The organism is Buchnera aphidicola (Aphis helianthi), from assembly GCF_005083845.1.
GTDB lineage: Bacteria > Pseudomonadota > Gammaproteobacteria > Enterobacterales > Enterobacteriaceae > Buchnera > Buchnera aphidicola_AW.
Genome location: NZ_CP034894.1, coordinates 560,395 through 583,504, shown reverse-complemented (window position 1 = coordinate 583,504; position 23,110 = coordinate 560,395). Strand labels below are relative to the sequence as shown.

23 protein-coding genes, 1 tRNA gene and 1 pseudogene are annotated in these 23,110 nt (G+C 23.4%); 13 read left to right on the top strand and 12 right to left on the bottom strand.

Translation table 11 applies throughout. The features are described from left to right. Positions 1 to 6: 6 nt before the first annotated feature. Entirely contained in the window at positions 7 to 252 is a 246-nt protein-coding gene (locus D9V62_RS02830) for an oxidative damage protection protein (RefSeq protein ID WP_158340282.1), read from the bottom strand. Positions 253 to 278: 26 nt separating this feature from the next. Then, complete coding sequence (gene mutY / locus D9V62_RS02825; protein ID WP_158340281.1) at positions 279 to 1,319, bottom strand: A/G-specific adenine glycosylase; 1,041 nt, start codon at positions 1,317 to 1,319, stop codon at positions 279 to 281. Positions 1,320 to 1,449: 130 nt separating this feature from the next. On the opposite strand from mutY, the gene trmB reads away from it, so the two are divergent. Next, complete coding sequence (trmB, locus tag D9V62_RS02820) at positions 1,450 to 2,166, top strand: tRNA (guanosine(46)-N7)-methyltransferase TrmB (protein ID WP_158340280.1); 717 nt, start codon at positions 1,450 to 1,452, stop codon at positions 2,164 to 2,166. A 6-nt stretch (positions 2,167 to 2,172) separates the two neighbouring features. Here trmB and hemW read toward each other — a convergent pair whose 3' ends face one another. From hemW to dnaB, 5 genes are all read right to left on the bottom strand, one after another. After that, positions 2,173 to 3,303 carry a radical SAM family heme chaperone HemW gene (gene hemW / locus D9V62_RS02815; RefSeq protein WP_158340279.1) on the bottom strand — a complete coding sequence of 377 codons (1,131 nt, stop codon included), beginning with the start codon at positions 3,301 to 3,303 and terminating at the stop codon, positions 2,173 to 2,175. Positions 3,304 to 3,343: 40 nt separating this feature from the next. Next, a complete protein-coding gene (locus tag D9V62_RS02810; RefSeq protein WP_158340278.1) occupies positions 3,344 to 4,021 on the bottom strand; it encodes a YggS family pyridoxal phosphate-dependent enzyme in 678 nt (225 codons plus the stop codon). Between the two features lie 19 nt (positions 4,022 to 4,040). Beyond that, positions 4,041 to 4,457: a Holliday junction resolvase RuvX gene (gene ruvX / locus D9V62_RS02805; RefSeq protein WP_158340349.1), complete on the bottom strand. Its 417-nt coding sequence runs from the start codon at positions 4,455 to 4,457 to the stop codon at positions 4,041 to 4,043. A gap of 10 nt (positions 4,458 to 4,467) precedes the next feature. Beyond that, the gene (gene gshB, locus D9V62_RS02800; protein WP_158340277.1) at positions 4,468 to 5,430 is read right to left on the bottom strand and encodes a glutathione synthase; all 963 of its coding nucleotides are present in this window, start codon (positions 5,428 to 5,430) and stop codon (positions 4,468 to 4,470) included. A gap of 114 nt (positions 5,431 to 5,544) precedes the next feature. After that, positions 5,545 to 6,942, bottom strand: coding sequence for a replicative DNA helicase (dnaB, locus tag D9V62_RS02795; protein ID WP_158340276.1), 1,398 nt, complete (start codon positions 6,940 to 6,942; stop codon positions 5,545 to 5,547). Between the two features lie 767 nt (positions 6,943 to 7,709). Between dnaB and ssb the strand changes: the two genes are divergently transcribed. Continuing rightward, complete coding sequence (gene ssb, locus D9V62_RS02790) at positions 7,710 to 8,219, top strand: single-stranded DNA-binding protein (RefSeq protein ID WP_158340275.1); 510 nt, start codon at positions 7,710 to 7,712, stop codon at positions 8,217 to 8,219. A gap of 62 nt (positions 8,220 to 8,281) precedes the next feature. On the opposite strand, the gene bioH is transcribed toward ssb, so the two are convergent. Continuing rightward, positions 8,282 to 9,058 carry a pimeloyl-ACP methyl ester esterase BioH gene (gene bioH / locus D9V62_RS02785; RefSeq protein ID WP_158340274.1) on the bottom strand — a complete coding sequence of 259 codons (777 nt, stop codon included), beginning with the start codon at positions 9,056 to 9,058 and terminating at the stop codon, positions 8,282 to 8,284. Between the two features lie 123 nt (positions 9,059 to 9,181). Here bioH and D9V62_RS02780 point away from each other — a divergent pair, with 123 nt between their 5' ends. Further along, positions 9,182 to 9,757 (top strand): NfuA family Fe-S biogenesis protein, encoded by a 576-nt coding sequence (locus tag D9V62_RS02780; RefSeq protein ID WP_158340273.1) that lies wholly within the window; start codon positions 9,182 to 9,184, stop codon positions 9,755 to 9,757. Positions 9,758 to 9,772: 15 nt separating this feature from the next. Here D9V62_RS02780 and ansA read toward each other — a convergent pair whose 3' ends face one another. Then, positions 9,773 to 10,780 (bottom strand): asparaginase, encoded by a 1,008-nt coding sequence (gene ansA, locus D9V62_RS02775; protein WP_261979523.1) that lies wholly within the window; start codon positions 10,778 to 10,780, stop codon positions 9,773 to 9,775. A 216-nt stretch (positions 10,781 to 10,996) separates the two neighbouring features. Here ansA and D9V62_RS02770 point away from each other — a divergent pair, with 216 nt between their 5' ends. Genes D9V62_RS02770 through deoD form a run of 3 tightly spaced genes read left to right on the top strand, consistent with a single transcriptional unit; the run spans position 10,997 to position 14,597 of the window. Further along, complete coding sequence (locus D9V62_RS02770) at positions 10,997 to 12,583, top strand: peptide chain release factor 3 (RefSeq protein ID WP_158340271.1); 1,587 nt, start codon at positions 10,997 to 10,999, stop codon at positions 12,581 to 12,583. Positions 12,584 to 12,624: 41 nt separating this feature from the next. Beyond that, entirely contained in the window at positions 12,625 to 13,857 is a 1,233-nt protein-coding gene (locus tag D9V62_RS02765) for a phosphopentomutase (protein ID WP_158340270.1), read from the top strand. 32 nt (positions 13,858 to 13,889) lie between these two features. After that, the gene (gene deoD, locus D9V62_RS02760) at positions 13,890 to 14,597 is read left to right on the top strand and encodes a purine-nucleoside phosphorylase (RefSeq protein WP_158340269.1); all 708 of its coding nucleotides are present in this window, start codon (positions 13,890 to 13,892) and stop codon (positions 14,595 to 14,597) included. Positions 14,598 to 14,606: 9 nt separating this feature from the next. Here deoD and D9V62_RS02755 read toward each other — a convergent pair. Then, positions 14,607 to 14,691: transfer RNA gene (locus tag D9V62_RS02755), tRNA-Ser, on the bottom strand. Between the two features lie 417 nt (positions 14,692 to 15,108). On the opposite strand from D9V62_RS02755, the gene aroK reads away from it, so the two are divergent. The 4 genes and pseudogenes from aroK (at position 15,109) to trpS (ending at position 18,738) form a co-directional block, all read left to right on the top strand. Beyond that, a complete protein-coding gene (aroK, locus tag D9V62_RS02750) occupies positions 15,109 to 15,630 on the top strand; it encodes a shikimate kinase AroK (protein ID WP_158340268.1) in 522 nt (173 codons plus the stop codon). A 42-nt stretch (positions 15,631 to 15,672) separates the two neighbouring features. Beyond that, entirely contained in the window at positions 15,673 to 16,755 is a 1,083-nt protein-coding gene (gene aroB, locus D9V62_RS02745; RefSeq protein WP_187312791.1) for a 3-dehydroquinate synthase, read from the top strand. A gap of 262 nt (positions 16,756 to 17,017) precedes the next feature. After that, on the top strand, positions 17,018 to 17,704 hold the full coding sequence (gene rpe, locus D9V62_RS02740) for a ribulose-phosphate 3-epimerase (protein WP_158340266.1): 687 nt from the start codon (positions 17,018 to 17,020) through the stop codon (positions 17,702 to 17,704). Between the two features lie 27 nt (positions 17,705 to 17,731). Next, positions 17,732 to 18,738, top strand: a pseudogene (trpS, locus tag D9V62_RS02735) (tryptophan--tRNA ligase). Between the two features lie 94 nt (positions 18,739 to 18,832). On the opposite strand, the gene tsgA reads toward trpS, so the two are convergent. Then, the gene (gene tsgA, locus D9V62_RS02730) at positions 18,833 to 20,002 is read right to left on the bottom strand and encodes an MFS transporter TsgA (protein ID WP_158340265.1); all 1,170 of its coding nucleotides are present in this window, start codon (positions 20,000 to 20,002) and stop codon (positions 18,833 to 18,835) included. A 325-nt stretch (positions 20,003 to 20,327) separates the two neighbouring features. Here tsgA and D9V62_RS02725 point away from each other — a divergent pair, with 325 nt between their 5' ends. Next, positions 20,328 to 21,542, top strand: coding sequence for an aspartate aminotransferase family protein (locus D9V62_RS02725; protein WP_158340264.1), 1,215 nt, complete (start codon positions 20,328 to 20,330; stop codon positions 21,540 to 21,542). Positions 21,543 to 21,582: 40 nt separating this feature from the next. On the opposite strand, the gene D9V62_RS02720 is transcribed toward D9V62_RS02725, so the two are convergent. Then, on the bottom strand, positions 21,583 to 21,795 hold the full coding sequence (locus D9V62_RS02720; RefSeq protein ID WP_158340263.1) for a hypothetical protein: 213 nt from the start codon (positions 21,793 to 21,795) through the stop codon (positions 21,583 to 21,585). Positions 21,796 to 21,924: 129 nt separating this feature from the next. On the opposite strand from D9V62_RS02720, the gene fkpA reads away from it, so the two are divergent. Further along, positions 21,925 to 22,680, top strand: coding sequence for an FKBP-type peptidyl-prolyl cis-trans isomerase (gene fkpA, locus D9V62_RS02715; RefSeq protein ID WP_158340262.1), 756 nt, complete (start codon positions 21,925 to 21,927; stop codon positions 22,678 to 22,680). Positions 22,681 to 22,722: 42 nt separating this feature from the next. Then, entirely contained in the window at positions 22,723 to 23,103 is a 381-nt protein-coding gene (gene tusD / locus D9V62_RS02710) for a sulfurtransferase complex subunit TusD (RefSeq protein ID WP_158340261.1), read from the top strand. Positions 23,104 to 23,110 lie beyond the last annotated feature (7 nt).

The window sequence follows — 23,110 nt, the reverse complement described above, 5'->3', positions numbered from 1 at the left end:
ATATTATTATTTTAAAATAGTTTTTTTAAATAAAAATAATTTCATATATTTTTCTAATTTTTTTCTATCTTTTTCTTTAATCATATTTAGTTTTTCTTCATTTATTAATTTAGTTTGTTCTATTGTCCATTTTTTCCAAGCTTTTTTTGAAATGTTATTATATATTTTTTTCCCTAATTCTCCTGGATATGGTGGAAATGCATGACCTTCGGATTCTCTTTGTAAAAATATGCAAAAAATTTTACGATACATTAGTTTTAATTTTTCCTATTAAAGATTTATATTAATAATTTTAATATTTTTTCTACTAATTTAGGTAATCCTATTTTTTGAGGTTTTTCTAAATTATACCAAACACCTTTATCCTTAATATCGAAAAAATTTTGTTTAAAAAATAATTCTATTAAAATTGAATGAGCTTTTATTTTAAAATGACTAAAATCATGATTAATTGAATTAAGTTTTTTATATTTTTTAATGTTGATTTTATTTGTTTTGAGCCATTCTATAGATTGATTTTTTTTTTCGAAATTTGGAAAACAAAATAAATTATTCCAAATATTTTTTGTAGTGTTTTTTTGCATCCAAATTTTATTTTCAAAACGAATTATTATAAACCAATAATCTTTTATTACTTTAACCTTTTGATTTTTTTTTAAAGAATATTTGATCCATTCTTTTTCTTTATGTGCAATACATGTGATATTTAATGGACAGATATTACATTTAGGTAATTTTGGTTTACATATTAATGCACCTATATCAATTATTCCTTGATTAAAACTACCAGTATTATGAATTGGAGTTATAGTTTCTATTAAATTCCATAGTTTTTTTTCAGTTTTAGTATTGTGTTCACATCCAATAATTCCATAATATCGTATTAAAATTCTTTTTATATTACCGTCTAAAATAGAATGAAAATAATTTAATGTAAAAGATAAAATAGCTCCTGCAGTAGATTTTCCAATGCCGGGTAATTTAACTAAATCTAAAATATTTTTTGGAAATTTCCCACTAAATTTAGTTTTTATAATTTTAGCAGTTTCGTAAATATTTTTAGCTCTTTTATAATATCCAAGACCACTCCATAAGTATAAAATATCATTTAAATTACCATTATTTAAATAATTTAAATTAGGAAATTTTAATATAAATTTTTTAAAATATGGAATAACAGTTTTTACTTGAGTTTGTTGTAACATTATTTCAGATATCCAAACTTTATATAATGTTTTATTTTTTTGCCAAGGAAGATTTTTTCTCCCATTTAAATGATACCAATTAAGAATTAATTGAGAAAAAACATAAAATGTCATTTTATTATAAAACTATTTGTTAGTTAAAAAAATAATATAGATATATTTTTATTTAAAAAAACGTTAAAATATAAATCTTTTAATTAATAAATATATATCAAATATTTTATAATGAATAATTTACTAAAATATGAAAAATAATATTATAACACCTAAATACAAAAACGGGATATTTTTGAGGGAAAATCAAAGTTTTGTATCTCGAAAAGGTCGTATAACTAAATCACAGTTTAAATCAATTAAAGAATATTGGCCTTTTTTTGGTATTGATTATCAATTAACACCTTTAAACTTTTCATCAGTTTTTAAATATAATTATCCTGTTATTTTGGATATTGGTTTTGGATCAGGAAATTCTTTAGTACAAACAGCAATTAATTCTTATAACAGAAATTTTTTAGGTGTAGAGGTGTATCCACCAGGAATAGGTTCATGCTTGCGTCTTGCTTATGTAGCTAATTTAGAAAACATAAAAGTTATTCATTACAATGCAGTTGAAGTAATTGAAAATATGATTTCAAATCATACACTATCAAAAATACAAATTTTTTTTCCTGATCCATGGCCTAAAAAAAGACATCATAAAAGAAGAATGATACAATATGTTTTTTTAAAAAAAATTTTAAAAAAATTAATTTTTGGCGGTATTTTGCATATTGTAACGGATTCAAAAGAATATGCTTATTACATATTAAATATAATTAAAAACATTAATGAATATTTAAATTTATCTCAGACAAATACTTTTGTTGAAGATTCTATATCTCATGTAAAAACAAGATTTGAAAAGAAAGCATATGTATTAGGAAATAAAATTTTTAATTTGATGTTTCAGTCTCAATTTTAAATATTGTTAATTTAAAAAAATTTTTAGTAATGAATTAAGAAACATTTTTCCTTTTGTTGTTGTTTCCCAAGAATCTGATTTTTCTATTATATATTTTTTTTGCAATGCTTTTTTAATATTTTTTTTTATATCATTAATACTGATATTAGTACGCTCTTGAAAATGTTTTTTGTAGATAGGTTTATATAATCTAAAAGCATTCATAAAATATTCAAAAGGTTTATCTTGATCTAAAATTAATTTTTTGATATCTATATATTTGCCGTTTATAAAATCATTAATATTTTTATTTTTAATAGTTCTAATAATTTCTCCATTTGTTTTAGTTATTTTACCATGAGCACCACATCCGATGCCAATATAATCTCCAAAATTCCAATAATTAAGGTTATGTTGACATGTATAGTTTAATTTCATATATGAAGATATTTCATATTTTATATAACCTGACTTTTTTAAAAATTTTTCGCCTTGATTAAACATTTTAAATATAATATTTTCATGAGGTAAATTTAAATTTTTTACATAAAAAGAAGTATTGGGTTCTATTGTTAATTGATACCATGATATATGTGTTGGATTGTATTTAACAGCGTATTTCAAATCTGATAAAACATTTTTTAATGATTGACCTGGCAATCCATACATAATATCTAGATTAAAATTATTATTAATTTTCTTAATTTCTTTTATTGCTCTAATAGCTTCTTTTCTATCATATGTACGTTCTATTACTTTTAATAAACGAGAATTAAATGTTTGAACGCCTAAAGAAAATCGATTAATTCCTGATTTTTTATAATTTCTAAAACGTTTATATTCTATTAACTTTGGATTAGATTCTATAGTAATTTCAGAAAATTTAGAAAGTTTTGTTCTTTTTTTTATTCCTTTTATTAAATTTTTAATAGATTCACTATTTAATAAACTAGGTGTTCCTCCACCGATAAAAACACTACTTATTTTTCTTTTATGTATTAATTTTAAATCTTTTTCTAAATCTTTTAGTAAATTTTTAACGTATTCTAATTCTGGAATATTTTTTTTACTGACATATGAATAAAAATCACAATATCCACATTTTTTTATACACCACGGAATATGAACGTATAAACTAATTGGGGGCAATTTTATCATAATGTTTTATATTTTAAAAAAATCATATTTTTAAGATAATTTAACAATCAAATATATCTCTTCCAATTCTAATCATATTACTATTATACATTAGCGCTGTTGTAATATCAAAACTTGTACCTAATGATAATGTATCAACTGATTTATATTTATCTTTTAAAATATTAAATATATTATGGATATTTTCATAATCAGAATATTTTATTGATGTTTTTTCTTTTTTAGGCATAGCCATAATCCCACGAAAATTAAGATTAGGCATTTCAGAAACAACTTTTGCTAATTTTTGATATTGTTTTATATCAATACCATTTTTATTTTTTTCTTTAGAAATATTAATTTGTATTAAAACATTCATTGGACATTGTGTATTTGTTCTATTTTGATTTAATAAAAATGCGATTTTTTCTCGATCAATAGTTTGACACCAATCAAAATTTTGAGCAACTAATTTAGTTTTTTTCGATTGTAATTTTCCTATAAAATGCCAAATAATATTATTATATTGTTTTAGTTGTCGAATTTTATTAATACCTTCTTGAACATAGTTTTCTCCAAATTCATGTATTCCAGATAATAAAGCCATTTGAATTTTTTGAGATGATTGGTTTTTGCTTGCTGCAACAATTTTGATTTTTTTTAAAAAAGTATTATTATTTTTTAATAAATTTTGTATTTTTTTTTTAAGAATTTTTATATTTTCTTCGATATTTTTCATATTTTTTAATTATATCTAATTAATTACAATAAGTTTGATTAAACCAGCTTTCTAATATAACAACAGCTGCAGTAGAATGGATTTTATCTTTTTTTAATGCTTTAAAACCATGTTGATTAAATATTAAAGATCTAGCTTCTTTTGTGCTTAAACGTTCGTCGTGTAACTGCACAGAAGTGTTAAATTTATATTTTAATAAATTAGCAAATTTTTCTGCTTTTTTTGTTATTTTTTGTCTTGTACCATCCATGTTTAATGGTAGTCCGACAACTATATAGTTAGGTTTCCATATATTTAATAAACATTTAATATCATTCCAATTTGGATGTCCATTATATGCGGTTAATTTACTTAAAGCTTTCCCTTTTTTAAGGATTTTTTCTCCTACAGCCACTCCAATGTTTTTAATTCCAAAATCAAATGCAATTACCATTATTTTATCATCTCTATAAATATATTTTATCTTCAATATAATCTATTAACATACTACTAATAGAAATATTTGTGCTTAGTTCAATTTCACAAATACATGTCGGACTAGTAATATTTATTTCTGTTAATTTATCACCTATAACATCTAATCCAACAAAAATAAGTCCTTTTTCTTTTAAAACAGGAGATAAATAATTTGCTATTTCCCAATCTTTTTTATCAAGTTTTTTGATTTCAGCTGTTCCTCCAGCTGCTATATTAGCTCTTGTTTCTCCTTTTTTAGGAATTCTTGCTACACACCATGGTATTGCTTTTCCATTGATCATTAATATTCTTTTATCACCATATTTTACTGATGGCAAATAAGTTTGCACCATACAATATTTTTTTTCGTAATTAGTCATTGTTTCTGAAATAACTAAAAAATTTACATCATTTTCTTTAATTCGGAAAATACTTGATCCTCCCATATTATCTAAAGGTTTAATAATTATATCTTGATTTTTTTTCCAAAAATCATGTATTTGAGATATATTTCTAGTAACTAATGTATCCGGTATAAATTTTTCAAATATTGAAGCAAATATTTTTTCATTGCAATCTCTTAAACTTTTTGGTTTGTTAATAACTAATACACCTGATTTTTCTGCACGTTCAAGAATATATGTCGCATATATAAATTCCATATTAAATGGTGGGTCTTTACGCATTAATATAACATCTAATTCGTTTAATGAAATATTTTGTTCTTGAGTAAAAGTGAAATAATTATTTATTTCTTTTTGTATTCTTATAAAACGTGTTTTTGCATATGCATGACCTTTTTTTAAATATAGATCATTCATTTCCATATAATAGATTTGATGATTTCTTTTTTGTGCTTCAAGTAAAATAGCAAAACTTGAGTCTTTCTTAATTTTAATATTTTGAATTGGATCCATTACTATTCCGATTTTTAATATCTTTTTTTTATTCATATATTTGAGTTTTATATTAAATTAATGTTTATAAAAAATTATAGTTTTATATAGTGTAAAAATTTTCATCAAGATATTTTATTTTTTTAAAAAAAATAATCTGTACTTATCAGGTTAATCATATTTAGGATTACAATAATTATCAAATCTAGACCAGTGCCCATTAAAAGTTAAACTTATTGTACCAATTGGTCCATTTCTCTGTTTTCCAATGATAATTTCGGCTATTCCTTTAAAATCACTATTTTCATGATATATTTCATCGCGATATATAAACATAATTAAATCTGCATCTTGTTCTAAAGAACCAGATTCTCGTAAATCTGAATTTACCGGTCTTTTATCTGATCTTTGTTCTAAAGAACGATTTAATTGTGATAACGCAATTACTGGTACTTGTAGTTCTTTTGCAAGTGCTTTTAATGTTCTTGAAATTTCGGCAATTTCAAGAGTTCGATTATCTGAAAGTGCTGGAACTCTCATTAATTGTAAATAATCTACCATAATTAAAGTTAAACCATTATTTTCACGATAAATACGACGTGCTCTAGAGCGAACTTCACTGGGTGTTAGAGCTGAAGAATCATCTATATAAATATTCTTTTTTTTAAGTAAAACATTTATTGTACCTGACATTCTAGACCAATCTTCATCGTTTAGTTTTCCCGTTCTAATTCGAGCTTGATTAACTCTAGATAAAGACGCTAACATACGCATCATAATTTGTTCCCCAGGCATTTCTAAACTAAAAATTAAAACTGGTTTATCATATAACATAGCAGCATTTTCACATAAATTCATTGCGAAAGTTGTTTTTCCCATAGAAGGTCGTGCTGCAATAATAATTAATTCAGAACGTTGTAAGCCTGATGTTTTTTTGTTTAAATCTTGATATCCTGTGTTAATTCCTGTTACTCCGTCATTAGGAGATAAAAATAATTTTTCAATATTATTAATCGTTTCATCAAGTATTTGTTCAATATTTTTAGGTCCTGAATCTTTTTTAAAACGTTTTTCTGCTATTTTAAAAACACTGGATTCAGCATAATCTAAAAGTTCTTCACTTTTTCTTCCTTGTGTGTCATACCCTGCATTTGCTATTTTATTAGCAACTAATATCATTTCTCTTACAATTGCACGTTCTCTTACTATGTCAGCATAAGCAATTATGTTTGCTGTACTAGGAGTATTTTTTGATAACTCAGCTAAATAAGAAAATCTACCAACACTTTCTAGTTTTCCTTTTTGTTCTAAAGATTCAGATAATGTAATTAAGTCAATTGGATGCCCTGAATTTAATAATTGTTGCATTTCTTGAAATATTAAACGATGTGGTTTACTAAAAAAATCATCAGCAACTACATGTTCTGAAACAGTATCCCATTGTTCATTATCTAACATTAAACCACCTAGTACTGATTGTTCTGCTTCTATCGAATGTGGAGGAATTTTTAATCTATTAATTTGATTTAAATATAATTTATTTTTACCCATATATGTTACATATACCATTATTTAGTAAATCACTTTGAAATTATATTCTAATATTAGAATAATAAACTATTTGCTAATAAATTTACTTTGTATCTTTTTAATTATTTTAAATACTATTTTTATAATTTTTATTTATTTTTTAGAAGATATATATTTTATATATTCTTTATAATGAAATTATTTTTAAGTTACACTGTTACTGATAACATAATGGGAATATATTTCTAGGGGAATATTTTTTTTAAATATGAATAATATTAAAATTTATTTTTTTAAATAAATTTAAAAATAAATATTAATTTAATATAGTAATATAAAATTCATTTATATTACAAAGTATTACAATTACAAAGTATTATTAATTGAATACTAAATTTTTTTATTTAAATAATTTTATCATATTTTATGTGTTTATAAATATTTAGATTTTTTTAAATATATAAAATTTTATTTTTTTTTATTAAAAAAACTTGTATAAGTTTTTTTCTTATTTAAGATAGAATTAGAATAAATATTTTAAATATATTTTTAAAAATATGTAATAATTTTATTATTAAATAATAAGTGAATTTAATAAAAGTAAATAAATAATTTTAATTTATATAATTTAACACCGAAAAAATTAATCTTAATATATAAATTTTTAATTTATATATATCTTCTTTATTTAATTACAAATTAAATATTAATATAATAAATTAAATGTTTATTACTTATTTTGAATAATTAAAAATTCTATTTAAAAATATATTTATATTAATTAGTTTAGAAATGGAGTTTTTATTATGGCAAGTAGAGGTGTAAATAAAGTAATTTTAATTGGTCATTTAGGTCAAGATCCAGAAGTACGATACATGCCAAATGGTAATGCAGTAGTAAATATGACGCTTGCAACTTCAGAAAATTGGAAAGATAAAAATACAGGTGAAAATAAAGAAAAAACGGAATGGCATAGAGTAGTTTTATTTGGAAAATTAGCAGAAATAGCTGGAGAATATTTGCGAAAAGGCTCTCAAATATATATTGAAGGATCACTTCAAACAAGAAAGTGGCAAGACCAAAATGGTTTTGAACGATATACAACAGAAGTAATAGTAAATATCGGTGGAACAATGCAAATGCTAGGAAATCGAAATTCTAATTCTCATAATCTTTCTGCAAGTGAAAACAACACTATTTTAAAAACAAAAAAAATAGAAACTATTGCTACATCTAAAAACAAAGAAAAATATAAACTAAAAAAAGAAGACATAGATTCTGAAGAAATGGATTTTGATGATGAAATTCCATTTTAAAATAAGTTTAATATTTTTTATTTTAGCCCCATTTTTTGGGGCCGATACATTTAAAAATAATTTTATATTTTTTTTAAAAAATATTTTAATAAAATAGAACAAAATTTATCTTTATGTGAAATAAACGGTATGTGTCCTGCATTTTCTATGATAATAGAATGGCTATTAGGACATATTAAATCAATTAAATTTGAAATTTTTTTAGGTACTAAATGATCTAAAGAACCATATATACGTAAAAATGGAACTTTAATCATAGATATTTTAGATCTTAAATCAACTGATAAAAGTATTTCTAATCCTGTTTTTAATGTTTTCTGGTTTGGTTGATTATTTTGCTGAAATAATATTTTTTTTAATATCTCTAAATCTTCGAAATATTGTTTTTCTTTTGATATTTGTAAAGATAAAAAATTATTTATTGTTTCATTATATTTTTTTAATAAATCACGATATATATAACAGATTTTCTTTTTTTCTATTCCTGGCCAGTTTTTTTGTTTTATAAAATAAGGAGAAGAGGCTACATTAATAAGTCCTAAAGTTTTTTCAGGATATAATAAAGCAAAATTAGTTACAATTAACCCTCCAAGTGACCATCCTAAATAAATAGAATTATTAGGCATATAATAATTTAGTATTTCAACTATTTTTTGAATTTTAATAGGATTCAAATTATTATTAATGCCTATTCCAGGCAAATCAATTAAATGTAATTTAAAATAAATACTGAGTTTTTGAACGATAAAAAACCATATTTTTGTGTTAACACCCCATCCATTTAATATAACAAGATTAATATTTCCAGTTCCTCTAGTTTCCCAAGTAAAGTTTTTCATGTTAAATGGCTATAAATTTTTAAAAAATTAAACTACAATTATCTTGTATTTAAACTAATTAATTAGTAAAATTATTATATAAAACTAACAAGTAAAATCAATAAAAATATTAAATTAATTACTATGATTAAAATTTCTAATGCAGCTCAAAATTATTTTTTGTCACTTTTATCTAAAGAACCAGTAGGAACTCAAATCCGAGTGTTTATTATTAATCCAGGTATGTCAAATGCAGAATGTAGAGTAGCTTATTGTGCTATAGATGAAATAGAAGAATCTGATGTTAAATTAAAGTATAATAATTTTTATATTTATATTAACAAATCCATTATGTGTTTTTTAAAAAATTCTGAAATTGATCTTATAGTTGATAAATTAAATTCACAACTTACTTTTAAAGCTCCATATGCAACAAAGAATATTTTAAATACACAATTGTCTTTACAAGAAAAAATAAAAAATTTTTTAAATGTAGAAATTAACCCTCAGTTATCATTACACGGTGGAAAAGTAAATTTAATAAATATTTCTGACAGTGGTATAGCTGTTATAGAATTTACAGGAGGATGTAATGGCTGCTCAATGATAGGAGTTACTTTAAAGGAAATGATTGAAAAAAAAATACTATCTTTTTTTCCTGAAATAAAAAAAGTAATTGATCAAACTCATCATTTGCATGGTCATCATTCTTTTTATTAAAATAATTTTAAATTTTTATAAAATATGCGAATAATTTGTCAGTTCACCTCTTAAATTATTTTGCATTTCAATACGAATATTTTTTATTGAAATGTTTTGGCTTAGTAAAAAATGCAATTTAGTTAAAGCAGCTTCGATTGTTAAATCATAACCACTAATCACTCCAGATTTTTTTAGTGAATTGCCCGTGGCATATCCGTTCATATTAACATTCCCAGATGCACATTGTGTTAGATTGATTATAATAATGTTTTTTTTATTAGCTATATATAACTCTTTTAAAAAATCTTTATTTTGAGGTGCATTTCCAATTCCATATGTACGTAAAATCAATGCTTTTACTGGATGTAATAAAAAATTTTTTAAAATTGCACTAGATATCCCTGGATATATAGTAATAATACTAATAGGTTGTGCTTTAATTTTATATACCTTCAACTTTTTATGTTTTTTAAAAAAAATACTTTTATTATGACGAATATTAATTCCTACTTCTAATAAAGGATCTATATTAGGAGATGAAAATGCATTAAAACCATTAGCATTTGATTTAGTAACTCTGTTACCTCTATATAATTTATAATTAAAAAATAAAGTTACTTCATTAATAGGATAATTTACAATTATTAGTAACGAATTTAATAAGTTTTGTCGTCCATCCGATTGTATTTCTGATATAGGAACTTGAGATCCAGTTATAATGATTGGTTTTTCTAAATTTTCTAAGATAAAAGATAATGCTGAAGCAGTATACGCCATAGTATCTGTTCCATGAAGAATAACAAATCCGTCATAATTATAATAATTTTTTTTAATATCATCCGCAATTTTTTGCCATTCTATTGGGTTCATGTTAGCAGAATCAATGAGCGGACTGTATTCTTTAATAATAAAATTTGGAATTTCTGGATTATGAAATTCTGGCATTTTAATTAATTGTTTTTGCAAGTAACCTGCAACGGGAATATATCCATTATTTGATTTTTGCATTCCAATAGTTCCACCTGTATATGCAATATAGATGTTTTTTTTTTCATTAAAGTAACTCTTTGTTTATTTACAATTTAATTATAAATATTTTTATTATTACATATAATTTAATTTACACCCATTTATTTATTTAAAAAATATTTTTAAAAATGAAACTAAATTTAATAATTTTAATTAATAAATAAATTATCTTTCATACAAACTTTTATATGAAATTTTATAAAAATAAATTATTTTAATAGAGTATATATGTGTAATTTAAATCATCAATTAGAAATAAAAAAAAGACGTACTTTTGCTATTATTTCCCATCCTGATGCTGGTAAAACAACTATTACAGAAAAAATGTTACTTTTAGGGAAAGTACTTCATAGTTCTGGCACAGTAAAAGCTAGAGGAAGTGGAAAATATGCTAAATCAGATTGGATGAAAATCGAGAAAGATCGTGGAATTTCTATTACAACATCTGTTATGCAATTTAATTATAAGAATATTTTAATTAATTTATTAGATACTCCTGGTCACCAGGATTTTTCAGAAGATACATATCGTATTCTTACGGCAGTAGATTGTTGTTTATTAGTTATTGATGCTGCAAAGGGAATAGAAGAGCGAACAAAAAAATTAATGGATGTAAGTCGATTACATAATACTCCTATTATTACATTTATCAATAAATTAGATCGAGATAGTCTTGAACCAATAGAAATTTTAGATCAAATTGAAAAAGAGTTAAAACTATCCTGTATTCCTATAACTTGGCCTATTAGCTGTGGAAGAAATTTTAAAGGTGTTTTTCATCTAGATGAAAAATTAATTTATTTATATAATAAATTAAAACAATCTAATATTTTCAAAACGAATTTTAGTTATTCAGAAAAATATTTATTAGAGAAATATATTAGTTCAGATTTAACTGTACAAGTTTATGAAGAATTAAAATTAATTAGTCATGTATATTCAAAATTTAATAAAAAAGATTTTTTAAAAAGTATTGTTACACCTGTTTTTTTTGGTAGTGCATTAACTAATTTTGGTATTGATCATATATTAGAAGGTTTAATAAAGTGGGCCCCTGCACCTATATATCGTAAAAGCAATATACGAAAAATACAACCTGAAGAAAAATATTTCACAGGTTTTGTATTTAAAATTCAGGCGAATATGGATTTAAAACATCATGATCGTATAGCTTTTATTAGAATTGTATCTGGTACATATAGAAAAGGAATTAAATTAAGGCATGTAAGAATAAAAAAAAATATTATTATTTCTGATGCTTTTTATTTTATAGCAGGAGATAGATTCTCTATAAAAGTAGCATATCCTGGAGATGTGATTGGTATACATAATCATGGAACAATCAAAATTGGAGATTCTTTTACAGAAGGCGAAGAAATTAATTTTATTGGTATTCCTAGTTTTGCTCCAGAAATATTTCGTCGGATTTTTTTAAAAAATCCATTGCAACAAAAGCAGTTAAAAAAAGGTTTAATGCAATTATCAGAAGAAGGTGCAATACAGGTTTTTTATCCTTTTAATAATAATCATTTAATTTTAGGGGCCATTGGTATACTACAATTTGATATAGTAATTCAAAGATTAAAAATTGAGTATAAAATAGATGCAATATATGAGAAAGTTAATATTACAATGGCTAGATGGATTACATCAGATAATAAAAAAAGTATTGATATATTTGTAAATGACAACAAATCTCATTTAGCATTAGACAATTTTAATAATTTAACATATTTAGCACCTAATAGAGCAAACTTAAATATTATCATATCCAGATATATTGATATTAATTTCAATCAAATAAGAGAGCAGTAAATATAAATATATTTTAATTTATTTTTTAGGTATTTAAAAAAATGAAACGTGTTTTTTTGATGGTTTTAGATTCTTTTGGAATAGGATCAAGTATTGATGCTAGTAAATTTAACGATTATGGTGCTGATACATTCGGGCATATAGTGGAGAAATGTTTTTTAGGAGAAGCTAATAAAGAACGAGAGGGTTGTTTAAAGATACCTAATTTAAAAAAATTAGGGATAGTACAAGCGTATAAAGCTTCAACAGGAAAATATCCATTAGGTTATCATGATTTGATAAACCAATCTGAAATTATTGCTAGTTATGGTTTTGCTAGTGAAATTTCTTCAGGGAAAGATACTACTTCTGGGCATTGGGAAATAGCAGGAGTTCCAGTTTTAGATAATTGGTATTATTTCAAAAAAGTTAATAATACATTTCCAAATATTTTAATAAATGAAATTATAAAACATTTTGAATTACCTGGTTTTCTTGGTAACTGTCATGCATCGGGAACAGAAATAATTAAAAGATTAGGCGAAAAACATATAAAAACAGGAAAACCAATTTTATATACATCATCAGATTCTGTTGTTCAAATAGCGTGTCATGAAGATATATTTGGTTTATCTAATCTCTATAAATTATGTCAAGTTATTCGTACTTTATTAAATAAGAATAAATATAAAATAGCACGAGTTATTGCTCGTCCGTTTATTGGAACTAATAAATTTAATTTCGAAAGAACAGGAAATAGATTAGATTTATCTATCAAACCTCCTTCTATGACTGTTATGGAAAAATTAATACTTGAGAAGCAAGGCAAAGTCATTGCAATAGGAAAAGTTTCAGATATTTATGCAGGTATAGGTATTAGTAAAAGTATAAAATCCTTTGGATTAGAAGAATTATGTAATACAACTATAAATGAAATGAAATGTGCTAAAAATAATACTATTATATTTACTAATTTTGTTGATTTTGATTCTATTTGGGGGCATCGTCGTGATGTTGCTGGATATGCAAAGGGTTTAGAGTTTTTTGATAGTCAGTTATTAAATATGATTAATTTAGTTAAAGAAAAAGATTTACTTATTATTACTGCAGATCATGGATGCGATCCCACATGGATAGGAACAGATCATACTAGAGAAAATATTCCTATACTAATGTATTCTCCTGGTAAAAAAATAAATTTTTTAGGTCATCGGAAAACCTTTGCTGACATAGGCCAAACAATTTCAAAATATTTTGCATTATCAGAAATGAAATATGGTAAACATATGTTTTAAAAATATTCGTTTTCAAAATAAGGAAAAAATAAGTGTCTACTTTTCATATTAATAGTAAAAAAAGTGACTTTTCAGATATTATTTTAATGCCTGGAGATCCTATCCGAGCAAAATATATTGCTGAAAATTATTTAAATGATTTTAAACAAATTAATAAAACACGATTAATGTTAGCTTATACAGGATATTATAAAAATAAAAAAATTTCTGTTATGAGTCATGGAATAGGAATACCTTCTGCTGCTCTTTATGTAAGAGAGTTAATAACAGAGTACAATATCAAAAAAATTATTCGTATAGGAACTTGTGGTGCTATACGAGATGATATAAAATTACGTGATATTGTTATTGGATTAGGTGCTTCTACAGATTCAAAATTTAATAGAATACGATTTCATAATCATGATTATGCAGCTATTGCAGATTTTAATATTACTTATAATGTGTTCTTAGCTGCAAAAAAAATGAACTTTAAACTTCATATTGGAAATTTTTTTACTACTGATTCATTTTATACTGATCAAGATATGTTAAATATTTTAAAACATTATAATATTGTAGGAATAGATATGGAGACAGCAGGAATATATTCTGTTGCAGCTGAATTTAAAGCACAAGCATTATCTATTTGCACAGTTTCTGATCATATTTTAAAAAAAGAATCTGTTTCATCAAAAGATAGAGAATCTAGTTTTGATAATATGATTCTTTTATCTTTAGAAACTGCTTTATTAATTTAATTATTTTTTTGGTGAGAAAGGGATTCGAACCCTTGATACGTTTCCATATACACGCTTTCCAGGCGTGTTCCTTAAGCCTCTCGGACACCTCACCTTTAAAAAACTTAAAAAATATTTGTTATATTTAATCTGAAAAAATAAATTACGTCAAGTTTTTAATTTGTCAAATGTATAAAAATATTTGTTATAAAATTATAAAGAAATATAGAAAAAATAATCTTTACTCTGATAGAATATACTTTTTAGTTGTAAATTATATTAAAATTATTTAAATATAATTTTTTTTTAAAATACTTAATTAAATATAAGGATTAAATTAATTTATGAAATATCTAAGAAGATTTTAATTTTTTTTGCAAATGTTCTAGGTGTTTAAATTTAGAATATTTATTAAATATTTTTTATTTAAAAAATTAAAGAGTAATATAATTTAAATTTAATTATTCTATTTTTAACGTTTTATATCTTATTAACATTAATATGTTTAATAAATTATTTTAGTAATAAAAATATGACAGAAAAACGAAATATCTTTTTAATTGGACCTATGGGTGCTGGTAAAAGTACTATTGGTCGTCAATTGTCGCAACAACTTAATATGGAATTTTTTGATTCCGATGAAGAAATCGAAAGACGTACTGGAGCTAACATAAGCTGGGTATTTGACGTTGAAGGTGAAAATGGTTTTCGAGAAAGAGAAGTTAAAGTTATTAATGAAATTACACAAAAACAAGGAATTGTTCTTGCGACCGGTGGAGGATCAATACAATTTAAGGAAAATAGAAATATATTATCTGCTCGAGGTATTGTTGTATACTTAGAAACAACTATTGAAAAACAGTTATCACGAACAAAAAGAGATAAAAAAAGACCATTACTACAAACAAATGTATCCAATAAAACTATTTTAGAAAATTTAGCTTTAGAAAGAAATCCACTATATGAAGAAATAGCCGATTTTAAAATTCAAACTGATATTCAAAGTGCTAAATCTGTTGCAAATAATATAATTCGTTTATTAGAAAAATTATAGTATTAATAAATATTTATAATACATTATTAGAGTATAATAATTATGGAACAATTAAAAGTTATTTTAGGAGAACGTAGTTATCCGATTACTATTGGTTCTGGCATTATTGAAGAAGATAATATTTTTTTTCCTTTAAAACCAGGAAATCAAGCTATGTTAGTAACAAATAAAACATTAGCTAATTTGTTAAAAGATAAAGTATTTTTTCAATTGAGAAAATCTGGGATAAAAGTAGATCAAGTAATTATTTCAGATGGTGAACAATTTAAAACATTAAATGAAATAGAAATGGTTATTTCTGCATTGCTTGAAAAAAAACATTCTAGGGATACTACACTAATTGCATTAGGTGGAGGTGTAGTAGGTGATTTAACTGGTTTCTCAGCATCTATTTATCAAAGAGGAGTTCGTTTCATCCAAATCCCCACTACTCTTTTAGCACAAGTAGATGCTTCTGTTGGAGGTAAAACAGGAGTAAATCACTTATTAGGTAAAAATATGGTGGGCTCTTTTTGGCAGCCATCTTCAGTTATTATAGATATTAATTTTTTAAAAACATTACCACATAATGAATTAATTTCAGGAATATCTGAAATTATTAAATATGCTATTATTTTTGATGAAATATTTTTTAATTGGTTAGAAGAAAACATCGAAAAAATATTATTATTAGATCATAACTCTATGTGCTTTTGTATTAAGAAATGTTGTGAATTAAAATCTAAAATTATTTCTCTTGATGAACGAGAAAAAAATTTTAGAGCATTATTAAATTTTGGTCATACATATGGTCATGCTATTGAAGCACATGCTGGATATGGTAGCTGGTTGCATGGCGAAGCAATATCAGTGGGTATGGTTATGGCATCGCGTACTTCAGAGTTGCTTGGACATTTAAAAAAATTAGATTATAACAGAATAATTTCTTTACTAAAAAAAGTTGGATTACCTACAAAGGGACCAAAAAATATGTCTGCAGTTTCATATTTACCATATATGATGCGTGATAAAAAAGTGGTATCAGGAGAAATGAGATTAGTTCTTCCTATTTCTATAGGAAAAGCAAAAGTTTTTTCTGGAATAGATAAAAATATTATTTTAAGTGCTATCAAAGATTCTCAATAAAACCTTATATTATAAAATATTTTTAAATAATTTATCGAGGTTAAATAAAATTTTTTCTTAAAAAGTAATCATTTTTTTTGAATAATGTTTGTTTAATTAATTTTAAGTATTAGTTAAATTGAAATATATTTTTAAAACTATAAATAAATAACTTTTAATATATGTAAAAATAAGTAAATAAAAAGTTTTAACATTATCCTTAGATATATTTTGTATTTTAAAATTTAAGCTTTTATTAATTGTCTATAAAAAGGAAATTAATATGAAAAAATTTTTATTAGCTCCATCAATTTTATCTGCTGATTTTTCACGTTTAGGAAAAGATGTGAAAAAAGTAGTTGATGCAGGTAGTGATTGGATTCATTTTGATGTTATGGATAATCATTATGTTCCTAATTTGACAATGGGTCCTATGATTTTAAAATCACTTAGAAATTATAATATTAATGTTCCTATTGATGTTCATTTAATGACAAAACCTGTAGATAATTTAATTCCTCAATTTGCTCAAGCAGGCGCTAATTTTATTACGTTTCATCCAGAGTCAACTGATCATATTGATCGCACATTAAGTTTAATTAAAGATCATGGATGTAAAGCTGGTTTAGCATTTAATCCATCTACTTCTCTTAATTTTTTAGATTATATAATAGACAAATTAGATTTAATTTTATTAATGGCAGTAAATCCTGGGTTTGGAAATCAATCATTTTTACCGTCTACATTTCATAAATTGCGTGAAGTTCGCAAACTAATTGATTTAAATTCATTAGATATTTTTTTAGAAGTAGATGGAGGAGTAAAGTTAGAAAATATTTCTGAAATAGCTTTTTCTGGAGCAAATGTTTTTGTAATTGGTTCTGGAATTTTTGATTATTCCGACTATCATAAAATTATTAAAAGTATTCGTCAAGAATTAAAATTTTCTTATTTTAAGTCAATTCATTAATGCGTTTTTATTTAGGATCTTGAATTTATGCTAATTAATTCTAAACCAATATTGTTTAGTGCAATACAACCGTCTGGTCAATTAACTATTGGAAATTATATTGGTACCATGCGTCATTGGTCAAATATGCAAGATCAATATGAATGTTTATATTGTATTGCAGATTTACATGCTTTAACTACAATTAATAAAAAAAAAATATAAAAAATGAAATATTAGATACCTTAGCGTTATATTTAGCTTGTGGTGTTGATCCTAATAAGAGTACTATTTTTATTCAATCACAAGTTTATCAACATAGTCAACTAAATTGGATTTTAAGTTGTTTTAGTCAATTTAGCGAATTATCTAGAATGACACAATTTAAAATTAAAAGAAATCAAAATCGTATTAAAAATAGTAATATTGGCTTATTTAATTATCCTATTTTAATGGCTTCAGATATTTTATTATATCAGACTAATTTTGTTCCAGTAGGAAAAGATCAAAAGCAACATTTAGAATTAACGTGTAATATAGCTAATCGTTTTAATTTATTATATGGTAATATTTTTGCTATACCAAAACCAATTATTAGTCAAAATGGTTCGAAGATTATGTCTTTGTTAGATCCTACAAAAAAAATGTCTAAATCTGACATTAATAGAAATAATGTTATTTTTCTATTAGAAGATATTTCTTCTATTTTTTTAAAAATAAAAAATTGTGTAACAGATTCAGAAAATCCTCCAAAAATATATTATGATAGTAATAAAAAATTAGGAATTTCAAATTTATTAGAAATTCTTTCTGCTATAACTAATAAAGAAATTAATATTTTAGAAAAAGAGTTAAATGGAGTTTTATATAGTGAATTTAAAAATATTGTTTCTGATAGTATATCGAAATTTTTATTTAAGTTACAAAGATCTTATATTAGTTACCGTAATGATGAGATTTTTTTACAAAAAATTATTCAAAACGGAGCAATTAAAGCTCGTTTAAAATCTCAAGAAACTTTGCAAAAAGTTTACTCTGTTATAGGAATAACTTAATTTTTATTGAATTAATAAGATAAATAAACCAGAAATGATTAAGTTCTAGTTTATTTATTACATAAATATTATTTTTTTGGTTATAGAAAAATTTTCATTTTTTAGAATAGATTTTATTTTTACTGTTTATTAAAATAACTAAAGATAGAAAAAATACTATTCCATATAGTATATTAGAGCATATTAAAGTTGCATAAAGTCCTTTTTTTTCTACGATAGGACTAGTAACGATAAATGTTAACAATGTTCCAATAGTTCCAAAAAATAGAATTATATTTATTAATTTTGCAGATGGTTTTTTAGTTTGCAAAGAAGCTAAAGTTATAATTATTGTATAGATAGCACTCGAAAAAAATCCTAAACTAATAATAATATATTTCATGATTAAATAATTAGAATTATGTATATAGACGTACATAAGTATTGAAGAAATTCCAGTTAAAAAAATAAATACACTTTTTAAATTAAAAAATTTTATTATAAAACTAAAACACCACATACCAATCATATATGCCATCCAAAACTCGCTTACTAAATTTCCTGTTTTTTTTATGTCAATATTTATTATTTCTGTTGCGTATTGAGGTACCCAAGAAATAAAACTTAACTGGCCTAAAATATATAGCAATGCAGATATAGATAATAAAATTATATTAAAATTCCATTTTTTAACTTCAGTTGTATGATTTAATGTATCTATTGATTCTGGAAAGTCTAAGTTAATTGATAAAATAAAAATTATTAGATAAATAATACCTATGCATACATATATCCAATACCATAAAAATTTACTTTCTAATAAATATGCTGTAATAATAGGAAATATCATTCCAGACATACTAAAAAAAGAATCAGTTAGTAATAGTTGTGATCCTCTTTTAGATCCAGAATATAATGTAGTAATAATAAAAGTACCAATTGACATAGTAATTCCACTTACTAATCCTAGTATAAAAATATTAATAGAAAATAATAGTATATTTTTAGAAAAAATTATTCCTAAAATAGAAATTATTGAAAGTATGAATCCGTATATTAATTGTTTTTTTAATGAAATAATATTAATAAGCCAAGAATTCAATAAAATTGATATTAATATACCTGCATTTAAACAAGTAAAAATATTACTCATTTGAGATATAGATAAATTAAAATAATTAGCAATATCTCCCATTATCATTCCAGTAACAACTATTAATGCACCTGTGAAAGCGTATGAAAAAAAACTAATCCATGTAAGTCCTATTTGGTTAATGTTTTTCACTTTTTTCACCTGTTTTTTATAAAATCCAAAATTTTTAAAGTATTAAAAATTATTTTATATTTTAATATATTATTTATTAGAAATATAACTGTATCAAGATTTTAAATATTGCAAATGTTTTTTAAAACTAGATATATAAAGAAGTTGTTCAGTTATTATTTATTAATAAAATAAGTTTAAATTTAATAAAATATAATGTATATTTTAATTTTATTATTTAATAAATTTTCATTTTTTTCAAATTTGTAAATACTTTAAAAATATAGTTTTTAATTTTTTTTTGGAAAATTGATTAATTTAGTAAATATATATTTTAGGAAATTTAATGATATTAAAAAATACATTGGTTACAAGAAATAGTTTTAATAATTTAATTTTACCTTTTTATAATCCTTCTTATTTTATCCCAGTAAAAGGTCAAGGTAGTCGTGTTTGGGATCAAAAAGGAAAAGAATATATTGATTTTTCTGGTGGAATTGCAGTTACATCATTAGGTCACTGTCATCCTATATTAAATCAAGTTTTAAATTATCAAAGTAAAAAAATATGGCATACTAGTAATATTTTTACAAATGAACCGGCCTTAAGATTAGCTGAAAAATTAGTTTTATCAAGTTTTGCGTCTTATGTTTTTTTTGCGAATTCAGGAGCTGAAGCAAACGAAGCAGCATTTAAATTATCACGTTATTATGCTACTAAAAAGTATCATTTAAAAAAAAATAAAATTATTTCTTTTTATAATTCATTTCATGGTAGAACATTTTTTACAGTATCTGTTGGTGGACAATCAAAATATTCTGATTTTTTTGGACCTAAACCCTTAGGAATTCAACATGCTGAATTTAATAAAATTGAAACTGTAAGAAATATAATTGATCAAAATACTTGTGCAATAGTTCTAGAATTAATTCAAGGTGAGGGTGGAATTGTTCCAGCTTCAAAATCTTTTGTGAAAGAGCTTCGGATATTATGTGATAAATATAATGCATTATTAATTTTCGATGAAGTTCAAACAGGTATAGGTAGAACTGGGAAATTATTTGCATACGAACATTATGAAGTAAAACCTGATATCTTAACAATTGCTAAATCTTTAGGCGGCGGTTTTCCAATTAGCGCGATGTTAACAACGACTAAGATTAAATCTGTAATTACACCTGGCATTCATGGAACAACATATGGAGGTAATCCTCTAGCTTGCGCTGTTGCTGAAGCAACAATTGATATTATTAATACAAAAGATGTTTTATCTGGTATTAAAAAAAAATTGAAAAGAATTATATTCGAATTAAATATTATTAATAAACGTTTTCAATTATTTACAGAAATACGAGGAATGGGTTTACTTATTGGTATTGTAGTAGAATCAAAATTTATTAAAAAAATTAATGATATTTTACATGCTTCGTTTTTAGAAGGAGTAATTTTTTTAACTGCAGGAAATAATGTAATTAGAATGGCTCCTTCATTAATTATTACTGAATCTGACATTGTTGAAGGTATGAATCGTTTTTATTGTGCTTTAAAAAAAACTTTATAAAAATATTTTTTTAAAAGTAATATAAAAGTTAATATGGTGATTAATAATGCGGAGGTTGTCGTACTTTTAATAATCGATCAATATATAATTTTATATCATTTATTTTTTTTGATAAGTTTTTTATAGTTTCTTGAATATTTTTTATTTCTATTTGATTTAATGAAATTTTATTTTTAAGCTCATTAATATACTTTTCTTGAATATTAATTTTTTTATTGTCATTTTCAATATTTTTAAAGAATTTTTTTTTCATTTTTATTCTTATTTGTAAAATTTTTTATTTTTCATTTTAAGAATATATTATATAAAATAATTTCATTTTAAGAAAGATTATTTAATATAAAATTTATAACGAACAGAAATTTATTGAATGGAGTAATAAATGATTTTTTTCCGAATAAAAAGAATTATGTTGTTATTTTTATTATTTTATATGCCCATTTTATATGCAGAAACGCAGCCCACTCTTCCAATGCAATCAGATTCAAAAAATAAAAAAATTTTTAAAAGTGAAACTGAAAAAATAGGGTATGCACTAGGAGTATCTTTAGGTAATTATGTTAATCAATCTTTTGAAAAACAAAAAAAATTAGGAATTAAATTAGATAAATATAGTCTTTTATTAGGTATACAAGATGCAATTTCAAATAATTTACAGCTATCTAATCAAGAAATTTCTGAAATTCTTGAAAAATTAGAAAAAAAACTTAAAAATGCAACTAAAATTCAAATTAAAAAAGATGAAAAAGAAAATTTGATTCAAGGACAATTGTATATGAAAGAATTTTCTAAAATTAAAGGTGTACGTCAAACTGAAAGTGGTCTAATGTATCTTATAGAAAAACCAGGCAAAGGTGAAAAAATTACAGAAAATACAGAAATCACTGTACACTATAAGGGATCTTTAATTAATGGAATAGAATTTGATAATTCATACATTAGAGGAAAACCTGTCACATTTATGTTAAAAGATGTAATATTAGGATGGCAAGAAGGATTAAAATATATCAAAAAAAATGGAAAAATTAAATTAGTTATACCTCCTTCATTAGGATATGGAAATACCGGATTAAATGGAATTCCAGGAAATTCTACCTTAATTTTTGATATAGAATTAGTTGATGTAAAAAACGATTAAAATATGAATAGAAATTAAAATATTAAAGATTAAAGATAAACAATGAATTATACAGTTTTAGTTACAGGTGCTGCTTATGGAACACAAAATGCAAGTACAGCTTTTTTATTCTGTAAATCATTAATAAAAATGAATCATATATTAAATAGTGTTTTTTTTTATTGTGATGGTGTTCTTAATGCTAATATTATCAATGAAGCGCCTGTTGATGAATTTAATTTAATTCAAGGTTGGCAAAAATTGCACCAAAGACATCATGTTCCATTACATGTATGTACAAGCGCTGCTTTAAGAAGAGGTGTAGTAGAAGATAATACTATATCTAGATTTAAACAAGGAAATTTAGCATCTTTTTTTCAATTCAGCGGATTATTAGAATTAGGTAATGCTATAAACATTTCGGATCGTTTAATACAATTTTAATTAAATA

Bases quoted from the DNA above. Each gene is read 5' to 3' on its own strand.
- D9V62_RS02830 (WP_158340282.1), bottom strand. From the start codon at position 252: ATGTATCGTAAAATTTTTTGCATATTTTTACAAAGAGAATCCGAAGGT.
- mutY (WP_158340281.1), bottom strand. From the start codon at position 1,319: ATGACATTTTATGTTTTTTCTCAATTAATTCTTAATTGGTATCATTTA.
- trmB (WP_158340280.1), top strand. From the start codon at position 1,450: ATGAAAAATAATATTATAACACCTAAATACAAAAACGGGATATTTTTG.
- hemW (WP_158340279.1), bottom strand. From the start codon at position 3,303: ATGATAAAATTGCCCCCAATTAGTTTATACGTTCATATTCCGTGGTGT.
- D9V62_RS02810 (WP_158340278.1), bottom strand. From the start codon at position 4,021: ATGAAAAATATCGAAGAAAATATAAAAATTCTTAAAAAAAAAATACAA.
- gshB (WP_158340277.1), bottom strand. From the start codon at position 5,430: ATGAATAAAAAAAAGATATTAAAAATCGGAATAGTAATGGATCCAATT.
- dnaB (WP_158340276.1), bottom strand. From the start codon at position 6,942: ATGGTATATGTAACATATATGGGTAAAAATAAATTATATTTAAATCAA.
- ssb (WP_158340275.1), top strand. From the start codon at position 7,710: ATGGCAAGTAGAGGTGTAAATAAAGTAATTTTAATTGGTCATTTAGGT.
- bioH (WP_158340274.1), bottom strand. From the start codon at position 9,058: ATGAAAAACTTTACTTGGGAAACTAGAGGAACTGGAAATATTAATCTT.
- D9V62_RS02780 (WP_158340273.1), top strand. From the start codon at position 9,182: ATGATTAAAATTTCTAATGCAGCTCAAAATTATTTTTTGTCACTTTTA.
- D9V62_RS02770 (WP_158340271.1), top strand. From the start codon at position 10,997: ATGTGTAATTTAAATCATCAATTAGAAATAAAAAAAAGACGTACTTTT.
- D9V62_RS02765 (WP_158340270.1), top strand. From the start codon at position 12,625: ATGAAACGTGTTTTTTTGATGGTTTTAGATTCTTTTGGAATAGGATCA.
- aroK (WP_158340268.1), top strand. From the start codon at position 15,109: ATGACAGAAAAACGAAATATCTTTTTAATTGGACCTATGGGTGCTGGT.
- aroB (WP_187312791.1), top strand. From the start codon at position 15,673: ATGGAACAATTAAAAGTTATTTTAGGAGAACGTAGTTATCCGATTACT.
- rpe (WP_158340266.1), top strand. From the start codon at position 17,018: ATGAAAAAATTTTTATTAGCTCCATCAATTTTATCTGCTGATTTTTCA.
- D9V62_RS02725 (WP_158340264.1), top strand. From the start codon at position 20,328: ATGATATTAAAAAATACATTGGTTACAAGAAATAGTTTTAATAATTTA.
- D9V62_RS02720 (WP_158340263.1), bottom strand. From the start codon at position 21,795: ATGAAAAAAAAATTCTTTAAAAATATTGAAAATGACAATAAAAAAATT.
- fkpA (WP_158340262.1), top strand. From the start codon at position 21,925: ATGATTTTTTTCCGAATAAAAAGAATTATGTTGTTATTTTTATTATTT.
- tusD (WP_158340261.1), top strand. From the start codon at position 22,723: ATGAATTATACAGTTTTAGTTACAGGTGCTGCTTATGGAACACAAAAT.